This window comes from Bacillus sp. FAU20 (assembly GCF_056033865.1).
In genome coordinates, this window is sequence record NZ_JBVYHY010000021.1 from 448,761 (window position 1) to 467,901 (window position 19,141).

General features: G+C 33.4%; 23 protein-coding genes. 9 read left to right on the forward strand and 14 right to left on the reverse strand.

Annotated elements, in window-relative coordinates; translation table 11 throughout:
• Positions 1 to 27 precede the first annotated feature (27 nt).
• From AC0OM3_RS16030 to AC0OM3_RS16040, 3 genes are all read right to left on the reverse strand, one after another.
• Complete coding sequence (locus tag AC0OM3_RS16030; RefSeq protein ID WP_001104670.1) at positions 28 to 687, reverse strand: class I SAM-dependent methyltransferase; 660 nt, start codon at positions 685 to 687, stop codon at positions 28 to 30.
• 112 nt (positions 688 to 799) lie between these two features.
• Positions 800 to 1,675 carry a TIGR03943 family putative permease subunit gene (locus tag AC0OM3_RS16035; RefSeq protein WP_474212373.1) on the reverse strand — a complete coding sequence of 292 codons (876 nt, stop codon included), beginning with the start codon at positions 1,673 to 1,675 and terminating at the stop codon, positions 800 to 802.
• A gap of 13 nt (positions 1,676 to 1,688) precedes the next feature.
• Complete coding sequence (locus AC0OM3_RS16040) at positions 1,689 to 2,681, reverse strand: permease (RefSeq protein ID WP_474212374.1); 993 nt, start codon at positions 2,679 to 2,681, stop codon at positions 1,689 to 1,691.
• 168 nt (positions 2,682 to 2,849) lie between these two features.
• Between AC0OM3_RS16040 and AC0OM3_RS16045 the strand changes: the two genes are divergently transcribed.
• The 3 genes from AC0OM3_RS16045 (at position 2,850) to AC0OM3_RS16055 (ending at position 5,876) form a co-directional block, all read left to right on the forward strand.
• The gene (locus tag AC0OM3_RS16045) at positions 2,850 to 4,037 is read left to right on the forward strand and encodes a GTP-binding protein (protein ID WP_474212376.1); all 1,188 of its coding nucleotides are present in this window, start codon (positions 2,850 to 2,852) and stop codon (positions 4,035 to 4,037) included.
• Positions 4,038 to 4,222: 185 nt separating this feature from the next.
• Positions 4,223 to 5,188: a DMT family transporter gene (locus AC0OM3_RS16050; RefSeq protein ID WP_074594585.1), complete on the forward strand. Its 966-nt coding sequence runs from the start codon at positions 4,223 to 4,225 to the stop codon at positions 5,186 to 5,188.
• 16 nt (positions 5,189 to 5,204) lie between these two features.
• Positions 5,205 to 5,876, forward strand: a complete 672-nt coding sequence (locus AC0OM3_RS16055; RefSeq protein ID WP_001145065.1) for a GntR family transcriptional regulator — start codon at positions 5,205 to 5,207, stop codon at positions 5,874 to 5,876.
• Positions 5,877 to 5,932: 56 nt separating this feature from the next.
• On the opposite strand, the gene fbpA is transcribed toward AC0OM3_RS16055, so the two are convergent.
• Together fbpA and AC0OM3_RS16065 are read right to left on the reverse strand one after the other, a co-directional pair.
• The gene (gene fbpA / locus AC0OM3_RS16060; protein WP_000098302.1) at positions 5,933 to 6,103 is read right to left on the reverse strand and encodes a Fur-regulated basic protein FbpA; all 171 of its coding nucleotides are present in this window, start codon (positions 6,101 to 6,103) and stop codon (positions 5,933 to 5,935) included.
• Between the two features lie 193 nt (positions 6,104 to 6,296).
• A complete protein-coding gene (locus tag AC0OM3_RS16065; protein WP_474212379.1) occupies positions 6,297 to 7,196 on the reverse strand; it encodes a cation diffusion facilitator family transporter in 900 nt (299 codons plus the stop codon).
• 211 nt (positions 7,197 to 7,407) lie between these two features.
• On the opposite strand from AC0OM3_RS16065, the gene AC0OM3_RS16070 reads away from it, so the two are divergent.
• Entirely contained in the window at positions 7,408 to 8,481 is a 1,074-nt protein-coding gene (locus AC0OM3_RS16070; RefSeq protein WP_474212380.1) for a WD40/YVTN/BNR-like repeat-containing protein, read from the forward strand.
• Between the two features lie 40 nt (positions 8,482 to 8,521).
• On the opposite strand, the gene AC0OM3_RS16075 is transcribed toward AC0OM3_RS16070, so the two are convergent.
• Entirely contained in the window at positions 8,522 to 9,667 is a 1,146-nt protein-coding gene (locus AC0OM3_RS16075; protein ID WP_474212382.1) for a DUF4179 domain-containing protein, read from the reverse strand.
• Entirely contained in the window at positions 9,664 to 10,230 is a 567-nt protein-coding gene (locus AC0OM3_RS16080) for a sigma-70 family RNA polymerase sigma factor (RefSeq protein ID WP_061883981.1), read from the reverse strand. The genes AC0OM3_RS16075 and AC0OM3_RS16080 overlap by 4 nt, the downstream gene beginning before the upstream one ends.
• A gap of 262 nt (positions 10,231 to 10,492) precedes the next feature.
• Here AC0OM3_RS16080 and asnB point away from each other — a divergent pair, with 262 nt between their 5' ends.
• Positions 10,493 to 12,316, forward strand: coding sequence for an asparagine synthase (glutamine-hydrolyzing) (asnB, locus tag AC0OM3_RS16085; protein WP_000333946.1), 1,824 nt, complete (start codon positions 10,493 to 10,495; stop codon positions 12,314 to 12,316).
• Between the two features lie 42 nt (positions 12,317 to 12,358).
• Here asnB and AC0OM3_RS16090 read toward each other — a convergent pair whose 3' ends face one another.
• Positions 12,359 to 13,186, reverse strand: a complete 828-nt coding sequence (locus AC0OM3_RS16090) for a PP2C family serine/threonine-protein phosphatase (RefSeq protein WP_074594594.1) — start codon at positions 13,184 to 13,186, stop codon at positions 12,359 to 12,361.
• Positions 13,187 to 13,308: 122 nt separating this feature from the next.
• On the opposite strand from AC0OM3_RS16090, the gene AC0OM3_RS16095 reads away from it, so the two are divergent.
• Genes AC0OM3_RS16095 through AC0OM3_RS16105 form a run of 3 tightly spaced genes read left to right on the forward strand, consistent with a single transcriptional unit; the run spans position 13,309 to position 14,904 of the window.
• Entirely contained in the window at positions 13,309 to 13,719 is a 411-nt protein-coding gene (locus tag AC0OM3_RS16095; protein ID WP_001059785.1) for a MarR family winged helix-turn-helix transcriptional regulator, read from the forward strand.
• On the forward strand, positions 13,703 to 14,032 hold the full coding sequence (locus tag AC0OM3_RS16100; protein ID WP_000545640.1) for a DUF3147 family protein: 330 nt from the start codon (positions 13,703 to 13,705) through the stop codon (positions 14,030 to 14,032). Before AC0OM3_RS16095 ends, AC0OM3_RS16100 begins: the two co-directional genes overlap by 17 nt.
• Complete coding sequence (locus AC0OM3_RS16105) at positions 13,993 to 14,904, forward strand: alpha/beta fold hydrolase (protein WP_474212598.1); 912 nt, start codon at positions 13,993 to 13,995, stop codon at positions 14,902 to 14,904. Before AC0OM3_RS16100 ends, AC0OM3_RS16105 begins: the two co-directional genes overlap by 40 nt.
• Positions 14,905 to 14,943: 39 nt before the next feature.
• On the opposite strand, the gene AC0OM3_RS16110 is transcribed toward AC0OM3_RS16105, so the two are convergent.
• The 5 genes from AC0OM3_RS16110 to AC0OM3_RS16130 form a co-directional block, all read right to left on the reverse strand.
• Positions 14,944 to 15,315: a hypothetical protein gene (locus tag AC0OM3_RS16110; RefSeq protein ID WP_000461766.1), complete on the reverse strand. Its 372-nt coding sequence runs from the start codon at positions 15,313 to 15,315 to the stop codon at positions 14,944 to 14,946.
• Between the two features lie 89 nt (positions 15,316 to 15,404).
• Positions 15,405 to 15,980: a histidine phosphatase family protein gene (locus tag AC0OM3_RS16115; RefSeq protein ID WP_000208266.1), complete on the reverse strand. Its 576-nt coding sequence runs from the start codon at positions 15,978 to 15,980 to the stop codon at positions 15,405 to 15,407.
• A gap of 117 nt (positions 15,981 to 16,097) precedes the next feature.
• Positions 16,098 to 17,189, reverse strand: a complete 1,092-nt coding sequence (locus tag AC0OM3_RS16120) for a serine hydrolase (protein ID WP_474212386.1) — start codon at positions 17,187 to 17,189, stop codon at positions 16,098 to 16,100.
• A 236-nt stretch (positions 17,190 to 17,425) separates the two neighbouring features.
• On the reverse strand, positions 17,426 to 17,587 hold the full coding sequence (locus tag AC0OM3_RS16125) for a hypothetical protein (protein WP_000108701.1): 162 nt from the start codon (positions 17,585 to 17,587) through the stop codon (positions 17,426 to 17,428).
• A gap of 65 nt (positions 17,588 to 17,652) precedes the next feature.
• Entirely contained in the window at positions 17,653 to 17,769 is a 117-nt protein-coding gene (locus AC0OM3_RS16130; protein ID WP_001987133.1) for a hypothetical protein, read from the reverse strand.
• A gap of 41 nt (positions 17,770 to 17,810) precedes the next feature.
• Here AC0OM3_RS16130 and AC0OM3_RS16135 point away from each other — a divergent pair, with 41 nt between their 5' ends.
• Entirely contained in the window at positions 17,811 to 18,233 is a 423-nt protein-coding gene (locus AC0OM3_RS16135; RefSeq protein WP_000214589.1) for a YfmQ family protein, read from the forward strand.
• A gap of 54 nt (positions 18,234 to 18,287) precedes the next feature.
• Here the strand turns inward: AC0OM3_RS16135 and AC0OM3_RS16140 are convergent, their stop codons facing one another.
• A complete protein-coding gene (locus tag AC0OM3_RS16140) occupies positions 18,288 to 19,121 on the reverse strand; it encodes a hypothetical protein (RefSeq protein WP_474212391.1) in 834 nt (277 codons plus the stop codon).
• Positions 19,122 to 19,141 lie beyond the last annotated feature (20 nt).

Below are 19,141 nucleotides of genomic sequence, written 5' to 3' on the forward strand. Positions count from 1 at the left end.
ATCATAAAAATGATGCATGCCCTACCTTTATTTATACATATTTTGTATTTCTTCTTTATTTTTAAGTATTTCCTCAAACTTATCACTACAACCCTTCGGAAATAACACTCCCAGTCCATATGAATGCGCAAATTGAAAATGAGGGTACTTCGCTTTTACCTCATCCCAAAACTTATATACGCCGAAATCACCACTTCTAACTTCAATATCATGAAATAATACAATACCATTTTTCGCGACTTTAGGCAGCCAGGTGTTATAATCGTGAGAAACAGCTTCATACGTATGATATCCATCAATATGCAAAAGATTTATCGTTTCATCTTGAAACCGGTCTACAGCATCATCAAAAGTAGATCGAATTAAATTTCCTATATTAAGGTAGTTATCGCTCACTACTTTTTCTACTATTTGAAAAACCCCTTCTCCATATGGGCCTGTGTGCCCATCTCCAGCCCAAGTATCTACTGCAAAGCATTTAGTCGATAACCCTCCATCTTTTACTCCCTGACAAAAACTAAAAAAGGAAGCTCCTAAATGTGTACCTAGCTCGACTAAAGTTTCTGGTTTTTCAAATCGTACTAAGTCATATGCAAAATCTAAATGTCCACTCCACGCAGATTGTGACCGAATAATAGGACTAAATGTTTCAAATTCAAATGATGGTTTATGAGTAACCCAGTTCATCGCATAACTCCTTCTGCACATATTTTTAACAAACCAAATTACTCTTATCTTTATTTTTTTATCGCCATGATTATGATTCTATTTCATGAAAATATGAAGAATTTATTCTTTTCTATTGAGGTAAAACATCATATACATATGGGTCAGTTGGCTTATTAATTTTCTCGATTTTGTTTACTTTTACAAGTGAAAAGACTGTTCCTTTATATGTCGTTTCATCTAATAATCCTGTTATTTTCACCCATGTTTCTTCTGGAATATTTTCAACATTTTTCCCCGTAACAATCATCCCCCAGACTGATGCATCCGCAATACAACAAGTTATGCCATATCGAGCCACTACCGCTTTATTACCCGTCACATCCTTATCATTATACATAAACCCTGAGAATGTAATTTCTTTCCCTTTAAATCCTTTTACATTTTGACCAATTATACTCATTGTTTGAACATAATCCTTATCCTCTACTTGTATTTTTCGTTGTCCTAACATACATTTTACTACTTGCTCTTCCGTTTCATAAGTCGTTGATAAATTTGATGTTTCATCTGGATCATCGAATACCTCTTGCCCATCAAAATCATCCTGTTTCCCCTCTTTTTCGTTACCTTCCATACTTCTCGCCTGTACACTTTGATTCATACCCCTTTTTCCTGCTAAACTTCCATCAATTGTTACACTTCCAAAGAGAAAAGCACTAACTATCGGAACAACAAATAAAACATATACAAAGAAACTTTTTATCCCTGATTTTAATGCTGTATGGTGCTTACAACAATTACAATCACCCTCTTTTTCTCTCCAAACTTGTAAAGAACCAAGAAGTAAAATCACTACAAAAGCTATATACGTAAATTTAATCATTTTTGGAGCGATAAAATTATAAATATTCCCTGTTACAAGTAGTTTAAATAAGAGCATTGCTAAACCAATTAAAATAATTCCACGAATATAGCGATGATATGCCTTCTGCTCCTCTTTCTCCATTCTTTCTCACCTCCTATAACATTATGATTTGCAGGATGGTATACACAGATACAATGACAATTCCCATCAAAATGAATACAAATTTCTTTTGAAAATATGCAAATAGCATTAACGTATTTTTCATATCAAGCATAGGCCCAAACACAAGAAATGCGAGAAGTGCCTTTACTGAGAAGACATGTCCAAAAGATGCCGCTATAAAAGCATCGGCTGCAGAGCAAATTGATAAAACATAACCAAACCCCATCATAATAACGGGAGCAATTACTTCGTTATGTGCTACTACATCCAGTACATTCCGATCAAAAAACGTTTGAAATACACTTGCTAAAAAAGCACCTATCAATAAATACTTACCAGTATCAAAAAACTCATCTACAGTGTGATTCATAACATCTTTCCAACTCTTTTTTTTGCTTGTTTGAACTGAAACCTCTACGTCTTTTAAAACATTTCTTTCGCGATAGCAATAATACACAATTAGACCTATGAATAGAGCAACTAGAATTGTTATCCCAAAGCGTGCATATACAACGTAATCATTTTTTTGAAACGCATATACAGTAGATAAAAGAACAACTGGATTCATAATGGGTGCACTCAGTAAAATAACAATGCCTACATGAAGTGGTAACCCCTTTTGAATGAGCCTTCTTACAATTGGTATAATGACACATTCACACATTGGAAAAAGAACTCCCACAAATACTGCTGGAATCATTGCAACAATTGGAGATTTCGGCATTACTTTTTGAATCATATCTTCCTTCACAAACACTTGAATAAATGAAGAAACAATTACCCCTAATAAAATAAAAGGTATTGCTTCAAAAATGATACTTAAAAATACCGTATTCACATTCAGCCATTCCTGCGGTATATTTTTGTGCAAATTTACTAGACTTGTAAAATCTACAAAAAATAATAAAAAGAGAAACATAGCGATAAGAGCTATGCCTACTAATTCTTTTGAAACTCTATTAAAGACCAAGCTTCTCGCCTCCATTTTATTTATATGTAAACATGTGCTTGTCCAAATCCTTCATACTACAGCACAAATTTTATAGTCTATTTCTATTCTTAAATCGTAATCATTATGATTTATTATTGATTTTTCTTTTCCCATCGTTTAATATAAAACGTAATCATTACGATTTAAAGGAGAGATCATTTCATGAAAAAAGTACCTATCACTGTATTAAGTGGTTTTTTAGGATCTGGAAAAACTACCTTACTACATCACATTTTAACTAATAAGAATAACTTAAAAGTAGCTGTTATCGTTAATGATATGAGCGAAGTAAACATTGATGCATCTCTTATAAAAAAGGGTGGTTTTTCACGTACGGAGGAAAAACTAGTAGAAATTCAAAATGGCTGTATTTGTTGTACACTACGAGAAGATTTAATGATAGAAGTGAATCGTCTTGTGGAAAATGGTGATATTGACTATATTATTATTGAATCTTCTGGTATAAGTGAGCCTATTCCAGTTGCTCAAACGTTTACTTATACAGACGAAGTTCTTACCATTGATTTAACGAAAAATTGTCGCCTCGATACGATGGTTACAGTTGTAGATGCAAATAGATTTTGGGATGATTTTGCAGATGGAGAAAGTTTATTAGACCGAAAACAAGCAATCGATGAGAATGACACACGGGAAGTTATTGATTTATTAATAGATCAAATTGAGTTTGCAAACGTAATTATTCTTAATAAGATAGATTTGCTAGAAAAAGAAGATGTGATAGAGCTTCATCATTTACTAAAAAAATTAAATCCTAATGCAAAAGTTCTTGAATCTTCGTTTAGCAAAGTACCATTACAAGAAATTTTAAGCACAAATCTATTTAATTATGAAGAAGCTAGTCAATCGGCCGGCTGGATACAAGAATTAAACAGTGACCATCATACACCGGAAACAGAAGAATACGGTATCACTTCTTTTGTTTACCGCCGCAAATATCCTTTCCATCCCGAGCGCCTTATGAATTGGCTAGAAAAATGGCCTTTAGATGTTGTAAGAGCGAAAGGATTCTTCTGGCTGGCATCTCGTAATAATATAATAGGGCTTCTATCTCAAGCAGGCTCCTCTATTACAATTCAAGGAGCCGGTGAATGGATAGCCGCATTACCTGAAACTGAAAGAAATCAAATGATTGCAGAAGAACCAGAAGTATTGAAAAACTGGGATAAACAATATGGAGATCGAATAACCGAACTCGTATTTATTGGAATTGATATGAACCGTTCGTTAATTGAACAATCATTAGATGATTGTCTATTAACAGAAAAAGAAATGAGACAAAACTGGAATACATTTATTGATCCTATTCCAGCTTTTACTTACACTTCATAATTCAAAATAGAAAGGCTTCTGTAAACGGAAGCCTTTCTATTTTATCGTTCTCTGATCTAACAAACATCTTTAATTTGAATAACAACTTTACATTAAGTAAGAAATTTCAGTTTATTTTTAATTCTTTTCATGATATATTGCATATTGTATACGATATATTTCTTGAAAGGAGGACTCTATACATTATGGATTCGAATCGTTTAAAAGGAATCATTATGGTCATAATCGGTGCTTGTTTATGGGGCTTGTCTGGAACAGCTGCACAACAACTTTTTCAATATGACAATGTTTCAACCGAATGGTTAGTTACGATCCGTTTACTTATATCTGGAATTATTTTGCTCATTATTTCCTCATTCGGAACGAGAAAAAAAGAGATATTTGGCATTTGGAAACAAAAATCTGATGCTATTAAAATGATTTTGTTTGGTCTATTCGGTATGCTTGCTGTACAGTATACGTATTTCGCTTCAATTAAAGAAGGAAATGCTGCCGTGGCAACATTATTACAATATTTAGCTCCTATATTCATCACTGTATACTTACTTTTCAAATGGAACGTTCGTCCATCAAAAATTGATTTCATTTCAATTACCCTTTCATTAGTAGGTACTTTTCTCTTACTAACAAACGGGTCTGTTCATAACTTGGCTGTTTCTACACCAGCTATTATTTGGGGGATTTTATCTGGATTATCTCTCGCTTTTTATAGTTTATATTCAAAGGAATTGTTAGAAAAATGGTCTTCCTCCGTTATCGTTGGATGGGGCATGATTATTGGGGGTATTGGTGTAACGATTGTACACTTTACTTCTACAAACGAATTCATTTTATTATCAACTATGAAATATGTAAAACTAAGTACCCTACCGCTCATCACATTTGTCGTCATTTTCGGGACACTTATTGCCTTTTATTTATACTTAGACAGCATACGATACCTGACTCCGAAAGAAACAACATTATTTGGTTGCACAGAACCACTCGCAGCTATTATTTCTTCTGTACTTATATTGCAAGTGCCATTTCAATCTTTTCAGTTATTAGGCGCTTTTTGTGTCATTGTAATGGTGCTCATCTTAAGCCAAAAGCCGGATGAAGGGAAACAAAAATTAAAGCTTGTTCATGTAAAAAAGGAAAATATACAATGAAAGGATTGAATTCACTATGCCTGTCCCTCAAAATTATAAAAAACCAGGAAGAGTTTCAGCAAAATCACTCGTTTTAAATCAACTACAAAATTGGATTATTGAAGGTGTACTGAAGCCCAATGAAAAAATTAATGATGGGGAATTGGCTGAGGCACTAGGAGTAAGCAGAACACCTGTAAGAGAAGCACTTCAAATATTAGAGCTTTCTGGATTAGTGGAAATGGTACCAGGGCAAAAAACGAAAATTGCTCCTATTAAGTTAGACGACGTATCTATCATTTATGAAACGATGGCTGGTCTTCACTCTATTATAGGAAAGCAAGCTCTTCAAAACATTACAGACGCTGATATTCAACTACTTTCTGAAATAAATGAGCATTTTCAGCAATCTATAGAGAAAAAAAACGCAAAACAAGCTTTAGAATTAGATATACAATTCCACAATACAATTTCTTCTATTGCTAAAAACCAATATATTGAACCCTTTCTAGAAAATATGCAACTTCACGTTTTACGTCTTGAATATTTGTTTTTCCAAAACTTTGTTCCAGCAAGTCAATCTATTGAAGAACATCACTCTATCATTCAAGCATTACAGAAGCAGGACGAAAAACAAATGGAACAAATAATGACCCAAAACTGGCTCCGTCCCATGAAAGAAATACAAAAAATAATTTCTACGAAATAAAAGGAGAGCTGGTTACACAAAATCGTAACCAGTTCTCCTTTTACTAATCTATATAGCTATGCCTGGATATTTGCATAATCTTCCATATCTTCGTACTCTTTTTCCAATTCCTCTAAAGACAGCTCGTATAATTGTCGGTCGCGAATCTTAAACACACCTGCTCCAATTAACTCATCAATTAAATGCCTCTTACGATTTTCAACAGCAAAACGGAGTTGACTACTCATCTTTTAAAAAACTCCTTTCTACGATCATTGAAAATGATAATCTTTATCAATTACCACTTCTGATTATAAAAGATGACTCTTTATAAGTAAAGTAATTTCATGAAATATTTACCTTGCAAAGTATTTGTGGCCACATTATATATATGTATGCCGTGCGAAAAATGTTATGACACTTTTTCTTATCCTTTTTCTTTCATACTTTGCAAGTTGTCTCATCATGATTAAATTCACCATCTATTTCTACTTGAATGGTGACATGTTCTACATGAAATTTCTCCTTTAATACATACGTAGCCTCTTTTAATACACTTTGCGTTTCATTCCCTTTAATAATAAGATGACATGTTAATACTTGAAAATCTGATGTGACAGACCATATGTGCAAATCATGAACTTCTTTTACAATCGGAATATTTAATAATGTATTTTTTACCTCTTCAACATTTATGTGCTGTGGTGCACCTTCCATTAATATATGAACCGTATCACGTGTTACACGCCATCCACTAATAATGACTAAAATAGACACAAGAATACTAGCAATCGCATCTGCAGCAGTCCATCCGAAAAATTTAATAAGTAATGCAGCAATGATCGCTCCGACGGAACCCAATAGATCGCCTAGTACGTGCAGGAAAGCACTTCTTAAATTCAAATTACCTTTCACATCTCCGCCTCTCATTAATATCCAGGCTGATAAAATATTAATAAGCAGACCAAGGACTGCAATAATGAGCATCCCATTACTAGCAATCTCAACTGGTTCTTTAAAACGACGGGTTGCTTCAATAAAAATGTATACCGAAATGACAATAAGAACGACACCGTTACATAATGCTGCTAACATTTCGACTCGCTTATATCCATATGTTTTCACAGTTGTTGCTGTTTTTTCTCCGAGCTTAAACGCAAGTAAACTTAAAGCTAAAGATACTGCATCACTTAGCATATGCCCCGCGTCAGATAGTAGTGCTAAGCTATTTGTTACAAATCCACCAATAACTTCTGCAATCATAAAACTTGTTGTTAGTAGGAAGGCAATTAGTAACGCCTTTTTATTTTTTGAATGACCATGATCATGCGAATGTCCCATACTTATACTCCTTTAAGTACAATATCTGTATGTTAGTATGAAACAAACTCCCCATCTTTATCCCGAATTGACTGATTGTAAACGCCCGCTTCCTCTGTATACACACTTCGCTATTTTTTAAACAATCCCTTTTTCTCAAATAAAACAAGACTACTTCTTTTTTATTTTCATATTGTTTACTAATGAAAGAATTTTTAAGGAGGTTACTTAAATGAAACGTTTATTTCTCTGTATGGAACGTGAACTTGTTGTAGTGAAAGAACACAATGATAACTATGAAACGACTTATCACTTACAAAATATGCAACCTACCTGTATCGCTGTTGATCCGTTCCACCCAAACCGTGTATATTGCGGAACATTTGGACGAGGTCTATGGTTAAGTGACGATAGTGGGGATTCATGGAGACCAATTGGAGATTCTTATCGTTACTTTGATTTCCCTAAAGAAGATGGTATTTTGCACTCCTCTATCACTTCCATAACAATAAGCTCAAATGAACAAGTTAACGGATATGGTGTCGTTTATGTCGGCACAGAACCAAGCGCTTTATTTCGCTCTGAAAATGGTGGTGAAACGTGGACTGAACTTAAAAATATGAAATCATTATTATCTTCTTATACGTGGGCATTTCCGCCTAGACCTTTTACCCATCACGTACGCTGGATTACAGTTGACCCAAACAACCCTAATACAATACACGTTTCAATCGAAGCTGGTGCTGTTATTCAAAGTAACGATAAAGGGCATACATGGATTGATAAAAAATTCGGTGCTCCTATCGATGCTCATCAATTACTTATGCACCCTGAAGCACCAAATCGCCTTTATGCATCATGTGGTGACGGATTTATGGGCGGACCTGATCGTGCTTATCTTGAGAGTTATAACAATGGAAATAGCTGGATCTCATGTAGTGCAGGACTTGAACATCATTATTTATACAGCATGGCTATCGATCCAGCTGATTGTGATACGATTCTCGTTTCTGCTGCGCCAAGTGCTGATCTCGCTCATCATCGTATCCCTTATGAATCTTATATTTATCGAAAAACGAAAGATACTCCGTTCCAGCAAGTACAACAAGGATTACCATCTGCAATCGGTACAGTCATTTCGATGTTTGCGACAAACGAAGCCGAACCACATACGTTCTACACGTTAAATAACAATGGCGTCTTTCAATCCAATGATAGCGGCGAATCGTGGGAACAACTAAACATTCCGTGGAAAGATGAGTATAAAACGCAGCATCCGCATGCGTTACTCGTAACTAGTTATTGATGTAAAAAAGACTGCCTAATGGTTTTAGGCAGTCTTTCTTTTATTTCTTTAAGTCGATTACAATATTATCTAACACAATAGCCTGATTGCCTCCCAGTCTTCGAGGTACAAAACGCTCCTTTACTTGTCCTTCAACTATTGTTACCGATTCATAATTTTCAGAAGTGTGGATTCTTAAATTAACGTGAGGTGTTATTATTAACTTAGTAGCATTCTCATTAAGTTGTTGGAATGTTTTACTCCAATTAAAATTATAAGAATCTTCACCTGAACCTCCATTTCCTTCTCCATAATACTGATTACCTAAATCATCTCTCACTTCTAAATCGACATCTACTCCATCCCATACACCCCTTATCTCTTGAGATACTTCTTGGTTGTAGTATAGAATAAACGAAATTGGTGTTATTTCCATTCTCTCCATATTTACTTTGACACCATCTTTTTCTGTACTACCTCCAATCAATTGCTCTTTATTTTCTATTCCTTTTAGATTAATATTAAAATTCCAATCCCCTTTTATCTCTTCTTCAGTTTCTAAAATGGCTATACTTTGTACAATCCATTCAACATTTACTATAGTTTCTTTACTACCAACTAGATCGCTACTTGTTTTGATTAAACCTGTATATTTTCTATCTGCGACTTTAGTAATTTTATTGCTACCTGATTGGGCACCTGCTCCTTTAATAGTTAAAAAATCCAACGTACTTGGATTCTCGCCTAAATCTCTGTTACTTTCTATAGAATAGTTTATTGATATTGTCTTCCCATCAAAAATCGCATCATTAATCGTTATCTTTATTCCCTTGCTTTCTTTTGTCATATTTAGTACTGTAGCGTATTGTTTATAATTATAATGAGGCTCCATTATCTTCCCTGCGTCAGCTTTAGAGTTTTCATATAACCCTGTTCTACCATTATCTAAAAATCGGAATATGTCACCTACAATTGGCAATCCCCCAGCATATGTAGGAAATCCGATACCGAGTGTTGCAACTGATAATCCTACTAAAATAGATGCAGCAGCGACACCTTTTTTCCAACTTTTCATCTTTTTCTTCGTACGTATCGATTGTTTTACATTTCGTTTTACTTTTTCCTTTTCGATTTCAGAAGTCTCAATTTCCTCTAGTTCTTTTTCATCTATATCAATATCATTTAATAGTTCATAAATGTCTTTCATATTACACTACCTCCAAAACTAATATTCGTAGCATTTTGTTGTAGTTTCTTTTTCCCCCGGTACACTCGATTATCAATTGCTGCCCGAGTTAATCCTAACTGGTCACCTATTTCCTCTGTCTTCATACCAAATAAATATTTCATAATGAACACCTTTTGATCTAGCGGTTCTAATTGATTAATGAGCTTCAATAATTCTTCCCTATCTTCCATAACGATTAATTCGTCTTCCGCTGATTTTTCTGTACTGATATGAAACTCATCTGAAATGATTTCTACTGTTTTAGTCGATTTCCGGTAATAATCAATTGCTTTAAACTTCGCAATCGCTGCAATCCATTTTTTAAAATCACTCGGCTCTCCATGAAATTTATTTGCGTTATTCCAAATGGATAGGAAAATATCATTTACACATTCCTCTATGAGTCCATCATTTTGAACTGGAAGAAGAACTTTATGCGTGATTCCTTTTATGAGTGGTAAGTATGTATCGACAACAAATTCTAACGCGTCTTCTTTTTGCCGCTGTAATCTCTTTATAAAATTTTTCTCATTTGATTTCATGTAGCGATTCCCCTTATTGTTTTGTAAAAGCTTTTACACCCTATATAACGTCTGAGAAAATTTTTTCTCTCATCTTTTTTATTTTTTATATGTAATGGAATACTTTTCCTTAGCCATTGTCTCAGATAACTATGCGTTCAAAGAAAATTTTCTCAAGTCTACAATTTGATTCATGTAGTACACTATTTATATAGTCATCCTTTAACTTGGTGTACATTTTATTTCGTTAATCTACTATTTTAAATTAGGAGATGAGATATTTATGTGTGGAATTACAGGTTGGGTAGATTGGAAAGAAGACCTTTCAAATCAACATGTTATTTTAAAAAAGATGGCAAATAGTATTCAGCATCGTGGTCCGGACGCTGAAGGATTTTGGTTTTCACCTCGCGCAGCTTTTGCACACCGCCGATTAATCGTAATAGATCCTAAAGGAGGAACGCAGCCAAAAACATTTCGTGCTGGTGATTATACGTATGCTCTTACTTATAATGGAGAAATTTATAATTTCCGTGAACTGAGAGAGCAGCTTCAAAAATGTGGGCATGCATTTGAAACCCATTCAGATACAGAAGTATTACTACATGCTTATTTAGAATGGAAAGAAGACTGCGTACGACATTTAAACGGAATTTTCGCTTTTGCCTTATGGGATGATCAGAAGCAACAATTGTTTTTAGCACGAGATCATTTAGGTGTAAAACCACTCTTTTTTACAGAAAGAAATGGCAGTATTATTTTCGGCTCTGAAATTAAAGCATTATTAGCGCATCCATCTGTCCCTGCTGAAATTGATGCGAATGGAATAAATGAAATATTTGGATTAGGCTTATTTCGCACTCCAGGATGTGGCGTCTTTAAACATATTCAAGAAGTACGTGCTGGACATTCTATAACATTTACACGTCATAAAAAAGTAGTTACTAAGTATTGGAATTTAGAAAGTAAGTTCCATACAGACTCTATAGAAGATACATCTTCGCATATTTTATCTATTTTACAAGATACAGTAAAAAGACAATTAATTGCCGATGTTCCTCTCGTTTGTATGTTATCAGGCGGATTAGACTCTAGCGGTATTACTGCACTTGCGGGTAAAGAATTTGCTGCTGAAAATAAAACACTTCATACGTATTCTGTTGACTTTGTAAATAGCGCAAAAGATTTCGAACTGACATTTGCTCGCACTGGTTTAGACGCACCTTGGGTAAAACGCGTTTCTGAACATGTAGGGACAGCGCATCATGATATTATTGTGAATGCTGAAGAATTAGCAAATCACTTATTCGTTCCCCTTCATGCGAAAGATTTACCGAGTGCTGGTGAAATGGAAACTTCACTATATTTACTATTTTGCGAAATGAAAAAAGATGCGACCGTAGCTTTATCCGGCGAATCAGCTGATGAAGTATTCGGTGGATATCCTTGGTTTCATCAAGAAGAACTACTATATGTAGATAAGTTTCCTTGGCTAACAAATTGGAAAAATACATCTCCTCTTCTACTAAATGAAGTAAGTAACCAATGTAATCTAGAAGACTATATTGATACACGATTCCAAGAAGCGATACTTGAAGTACCTACTCTTGAAGGCGAAAGTAAAAAATCCGCGAAACAACGTCAAATGTTTTATTTATTTTTAACAAGATTCCTTCCTTTCTTACTTGACCGTAAAGATCGTATGAGTATGGCTGTTGGATTTGAAGTTCGTGTACCGTTTTGCGATTATAGATTAGTTGAATATTTATGGAATGTTCCTTTCAACATAAAAAGTATTGATAATATCGAAAAAGGCATTTTACGTAGAGCACTACAACCAGCTTTACCTGACGATGTACGCAATAGAAGAAAAAGCGCTTATCCAACTTCACAAGATCCACACTACTTACAAACAATCCGTAATTTAACACTTGATATGTGTAACAATAAAAACAATCCTATTTTCTCACTTATTAATCATTCCATCTTACTTTCAATTGCTGATCAAAGTAATAAAGAGATTAACAATTTTGAAGCAAGAAGTGCCATGGAGTATATGCTACAAGTAAATGAATGGTTAAAAACATATCATATCCATATTGCTTAACAAAAAGGAGTTCAAGGATAAAAGCCTTGAACTCCTTTTATATTAATTAGCACATTGTTTATTATCAGTATCAATAGACCATCCAATAATCGTGGCACAATCTCTACCTTTCCACTGCAGTACATTTGTTAATACTGGCTCAATCTGCAAGCTATTCCCGTCATGTAATACTTCTACTAAAGATTGATCATCATCAAACTTTCGTTTGTCACACTCTAAAATGCCATCTGTTGCCATTACAATGTGATTCATTCCTTTTTCTAATCCTCTTACACCTGACGTAAAGCAAGGTGTATTTGCTGCAAAAATATTTTTCCTGCCAATATATTCGTAATTTTTCCGTTTATTTAATCGTCCTTTTCCATTTTTCGTTTTCTCAGAATGGAATAAATACGCGAAACAATCACCAACTGATAACCAATATAAAAATTCGCCTTTTCGTAAACAAATTAAGCAAGCGAGTTCCTCATCATCTTGATCACACTTTTTAATAAATAACTCATCTGTAAATAACGCTAATAAGTACATATGTGTATGATGAAAAGCTAAATGTATTGGATAGGAAAATAACTCTTTTAATTTCTCTTTTCTTTCTGAAATCGCTTCTATTATATAATCAATATTTTTTGTTTTGTGGTGTGTATCAAAAATCATAACAAATTCAAATTGTAATTCAGGGTCCCACCAAGCAAGTACCGCATCTCCTCGTTCATATGCATCACTTTCTTGATTTCCCCCATATACGCCGACTGAAAGAGGACCACATTTTTCAACATGTATTTCATCTACATACATCTGTTCATGACTCATCCATTTGAATGTATTCACAACTATCATCCTCTCTCTTGCTAAATGTATACCTTTACACATAGATTACCTTATATTTCAATAAAAATAAACTTTTTCAACATTTTTTATCCAAATAAAAGGATTTTATTTCTAAAATGACGAATATATCTTACTATACGATATAAAAAAGGGGATTTATTATTATGAACAACATTAATCAACATTGGGAGAGCATTTATTATCACTTACGATACGAATACGAGGACAACCTTTCCCACCAAGCAATTCGTATTTTACAAATCGTTTCTCGTGAGAAAGATATAACAATTGGAAAAGTCGCTACTGAGCTTAGTCTTTCTCATAACACAGCATCTGAACATATAAAGCGCCTTATTCAAAAGGGGTTCATCGTTAAAGAGAGAAATAAAAAAGATGAAAGAGTGGTAAACCTTACATTAACAATTGAAGGAATTGAAGTATTAGAAAAACATACTTTACTAGATAAAGAAAAGATAAAAATATTAGAATCACAGTTATCAAAAGAAGAACAACAATTAATTGAAAAAGCATTTTCGTTATTAGCGAAGGAGGCAAAATATGCATTTCCTCGTTAAAGTAATCGTTTCGGCACTTATTATCGGCGTTATCACTGAAGTCGCTAAACACTACAGTACGATAGGTGGCTTTATTGCTGCCCTTCCTCTCGTGAGTTTACTTAGTCTATTTTGGATTTCATTTGAAGGCGGGAATAAACAAGAATTGAGTCAATTTGCTTTAGGGGTATTATATGGATTTCCCGCATCAGCACTACTATTATTTATTGTCTATATTGGTTTAAAAAATTCATTTACACTTAGTACATCTGTCCTACTCGGTATAGGTGTTTGGTGTATCGTTTTTGCTTGTCAAAAATTATTTCAAGCTTAGGAGGAATTAACATTCATAAATTTGTAGAAATAATGGGGCAAAATATAGAAGTACATATAAAAGGAGGTGGTAAACAAACTGTAGTCATTCAAACCGGAATGAGTTGCTCATTTTATGATTGGCTTCCTATTATAAAAAAGCTTTCACAGCACTTTACAGTCGTTTCATACCATCGCCCAGGTTACGGGAAAAGTGAGCTAGGAAATCAACCACGTACAATAAGGCAAGTTACAAAAGAGCTGCATATGTTACTAAACAAACTAGCTATTCAAGAGCCATTTATTCTAATCGGTCATTCCTATGGAGGATTATGTGCACAACATTTTGCGATGTTACATGAAGATAAGCTGCAAGCACTTATTTTAGTTGATTCTACTTCGATGAACTTACACCGTTTAGATGAACTTCATTTACCAATTTCTGATCAAACTGACTCGGATGATATGTGGCTTGAAAAATATAATACATACTCCAAAATGGATGTAGACATGCTTTCTAATAAACTAAAATCTATACTCGCTAACCAATCAAGACAGTACATTGAATTTTCTACCTCTCCTCTGTTATATAAAGCAACAGCTTCTGAACTATATGAGTGGAAAAATTGTGCTCGCTCAATAAAGGAGCTATATAAAACATTAGAAATACCATTAATCGTTATCGGTAGAGATCCTCATTATTCTATTACTCAGTTAACTGAGGATGGCATGCCAAAAGAGGAAGCAACACAACTTGAAGCAATGTGGCAAGAACTGATCCATGAACAATTACAACTCTCAATACATAGCCAATATATACTTGCCGAACATGCTGGTCACGGAATCGAAATTGATCGGCCTGATATTATTATTGGGGCTGTTCAATCTCTATAAATAAAAAAAGGAAGCAACTAAAGTTGCTTCCTTACTTATCTATTCATAATCTTCTTCATCATCGATTTCTTCGTAATAAGCATTCCCATTACTTACATAAATAGGGCCATTCGCAACATCAATACGTAATACCCATGCCCATGGCACAGCTAAACGCTTATGTATTGCTCGCCAAAAGCTCATTGATTTTCTTTCGTACTCCTGGAACTCCTGAAGTAACTCTTTATAGGAGGAACCGTCTAACTGAATATTTGCTTCTAGCAAACGAGAATGGGCATAGTACTGCAGCTCTAGTTCAGCAGCAATTTCCATTTCTTCTTCTGTTGCCATACCAATAATTGTTCCATCTGCTGGTGCAATTTCATATACGTTGTGAACTTCAATAAGCCCTTCTTTCTCTTTCTCAAACATGTAAACAGCCTCCTTTAACATATAATTTTTATGTTACAAAGTCATACTTCTACAATAACTTCTCTCTTTCCTCTTTTTTTGATAAACTTTTACAAAATATTTAACCGATGACCTGTTTTCTCTATTCTTTCAGCAGAAATGAAACGATTTTTATCAAAATTTAATTTATACACATCAGGCATATGAAGTGTTTTCCAAAACTCCAAATCATATTTCGAATTAAAATAATTCATGAGTAATACCATAATATTTCCATGCGTACCTATTACAATATTCTTACCTTCATATTTTTTTAATATATTTTGTATACATATTACAGCGCGCTTTTGTGCTACAGTATTCGATTCTCCGCCTTCGTATGCAAAACTCCAATCTTTCCACACATTCTGCATAGCATCATTAAAATTTGATACTGGCTCTGTGCTCAATAATCTTTCACGCAAATCTTCTTCAGTTTGTATTGATAATTTATATGTATTCGCAATTCCTTGTACAGTTTGGATTGCTCTTTTGTAAGGACTAGAAATAACAACATCAATATGTTTATCTTTTAATAAATGCGTTACATTTTCTGCATCACAGTGCCCTTTTTCAGATAAAGGTCGTTCCCGTTCTTCTTTTGTATATGTAGAATGGGCATGGCGAACGAAATATATTGTTGTCATTTTTCAACCTCCTTTCTTATTTTCCATCTATATTCAATAATAATATTGGAAAATCCTGTATTACAAAAGAGCACTTTTTCATAAGTGCCCCTTTGTTTACATAATAAAATTATTTCATTATAATTTATTTCCAAACTCTTCATCTGTTATAGCATCTTGAATAAAATAATCTATATTATTTCTCAGTTTTTGATATGAAACTTGATCTTCTATATCGTTAAACATAATGACAATTTCTACTTTATTCCCTTTCTTATCTGTAGTATACAAGCTTTTTGTCAATACGAATGCGGTAGAACCACCTTTTTGACCAGCATATTCGAACTTACTATTTTTAACTGTTTCTTTGAAAATGTTCTCGATCTCTTCTTGCATTGATTTTGGAAAATAATTTCTACTATTTATCTTTTCCATTATACTCATATAATCTTTAGCGTTTGCACCCACTAATCGATCTGACCAAATTCGCTGAAATTCCATATCTACCTTTAATGGAATATCCCGTTTTTTCCATTCTTCTTCATCTTTCATCCATTCATGAATTTGTAACACATGTTTATTATATTCTTTCTTTGACATGTTACGTATCATTTCTAACGATTGATTTTTTGGCTCATGAAGCTCTTTTTCTACATACCCTCTCATATATAGTGAAGCAGTATACGAAGAGAACTTGTCATGACTAGTAAGCTCTAACTCTTTTAAACTATCATTTACTCTTTCTATTCCAAGCTTATCTAACAAATATGTCGTATTTGCATTAGAACTATAATGAATCATTCCTTTTGCAACTTCTTCTAAAGCGATTTGTCCATTTTCCACTAATTCTCTCGCTTTTGCATCTTCTAACCAATCAGGATGTGCCCCACCATCAGTGTTTTTAACATAATATTTTTCTAGCTCCTGTAATGAAATTTGTTCATCACGATTGATTTTTCCTTCTGACACTTGCTTAGCAAATTCAACTGCTATTACGATTTTTGCCATACTTGCTAATGGCAATTTTTTATTTTCATTTATAGAAGTTAATACTTCTCCATTTCTTTTAATAAGTAATGAACATGTTTCATCTTCTTTATGTTCTTTTATGTACTTTAATACGTAATCAGGATCTTCTTTTGACAAATAGTAATTCATAATAACAAAGAAAGCTATAACAGCTACTATAATGACTCCTGCAATTATTCCTATAATCTTTAATATGTTCACAATATACCCCCTCTAACAAATTTCCTTCTATATCATAATTATACCGAATTTAATTACAAAATTATACAAAAAAGAATAAATATCCCTACAAACAAAGAATCATTTTTTTATTTCACACTGTATTGTATGGAAAATCTCATGAATATGTCTAACTTTCACATAACAAAAAAACATGCCTTCATTAGGAAAGCACGTTTTGTGATATTCTTCACATTGTTTAGTTAAAAAATAAATGTTTACTTACCATGATGTAACATTAAATCACTAAGTTCTTCTTCAATGTGATTTAATTTCGCAACGCCTTCTTTCCATTTATGAATATAACGTGAAACCCCAACGAAAAACAAAACAATAATTGTGGAAAGAATAATACCATATACGATTGCTACAGTACTCATAGTTACACTTCCTTATAATTAGTAATGTGGTTATTAGTTATATTTTTATTATAAACCTTTTTCTTTTAAAATACTTCGATTTCAACTTTTTGTAACAAAATTGATTTTTCTAACATTTCGTTCGTGAAAATGGCATATTTTTCACAAATTATACAAAACTTCACCATATGTACTATTACCATATGAGTTATATTATTAAATAGAATAAAGGGGATGATATACTATGACGACTTGGTTTATTGTAATGTTAGTTGTATTTGGAGCATTTAAAATTATCGTTTCTAGCCTTCCTAACACTGTTATTGAATCCATTATTAGCAAGTACGAAACACATCCAAAACTTGAAGAAGAGAATGTGACTATTACAATTCACGGAAATAACGTAGAAGGCGAACAGAAATCAAAAATTATTCATGATTTTAACGAAGGTTTATTTTTAGATCGCTATTATGCACCACCCCATAATGAAGGCACTCCTTTAATTATCAATGCAAAACGGGGTAAAAAAGATTTCACATTTTATATTTACAGTCATGAAGAGCATGTTGATGTTGTAAAACAATATAAAAAGAAGGTAGTTGCTTATAGTTTACGCTCTAAAAACCTTCAAAATAGTGATATGTTCGTGTCAGCTGACTTAGCTTAATACTCATATATTAGAAAAAGGAATCCAAGAAATATGGATTCCTTTTTTTCTCATTTACTGAAAAATAAGCTCTGTCTTCAAACTATCTTTCGGTAACAACCAGCCTTTTTTCTCTAAACTCGCCATTAATAATTCCCTTTGTTTTGTCGCAATACTTTCTTCATTTGTTTTAAATGACACTTCTATTACGAAGTCATCTTCTAATTTTCCGGTATTACTTAATGGCCAAATTTCAATATTTGCTTTTATGTTTTCAAACTCTCCTGTATATCGTTTCATTAATACAGGACCGTAAATACGGGAATTCTTTAACATTTCTTCTCCCCAATTTGTATACAACCATTTGTTCATTTTCCCTGGTAATTTTTCTATTAACATGTTTTGAGCAGCTTGTTCATTTGGTAAATCAAGTATCCCATATCCTTTAGCGCTGTAACTTTTCTTATTTGAAATGCTTAATGTTTTCTTCTCAAATCCCCAATCTATTTCCGCCTCATAACTATCCGTATTACTATCGAATCCTTCTTTTTTAGCTACTTCTAGTGCATCTTGAATTACACCATTTGGAATAGGATATCTTTTTTTATATGTTAATTCAAAATCTTTACTAAATTCTTTCTTTCGAATTCTAGCAAACCAACCTTCCTCACTTAAACTTTTATTCGCAGTGTCTAAAAATTGCACTTGTATTCTTTCATATTTTGTACCAGCCTGGAAATGTTCTAGCACCTCTTGCTTCATCTCTTTGTTATCACCTAATACTTGTTCTGGCTTCAATAATAACTTTACTTCAAAACTAGGTTTCATTGGACTAGCTGCAAACCCTTCGTTAACGTTATAAAGGAAACAACAAAAGAAAATGCTTACGAATACAAATACTTTTTTCATATACCTATCCCCTTTACATT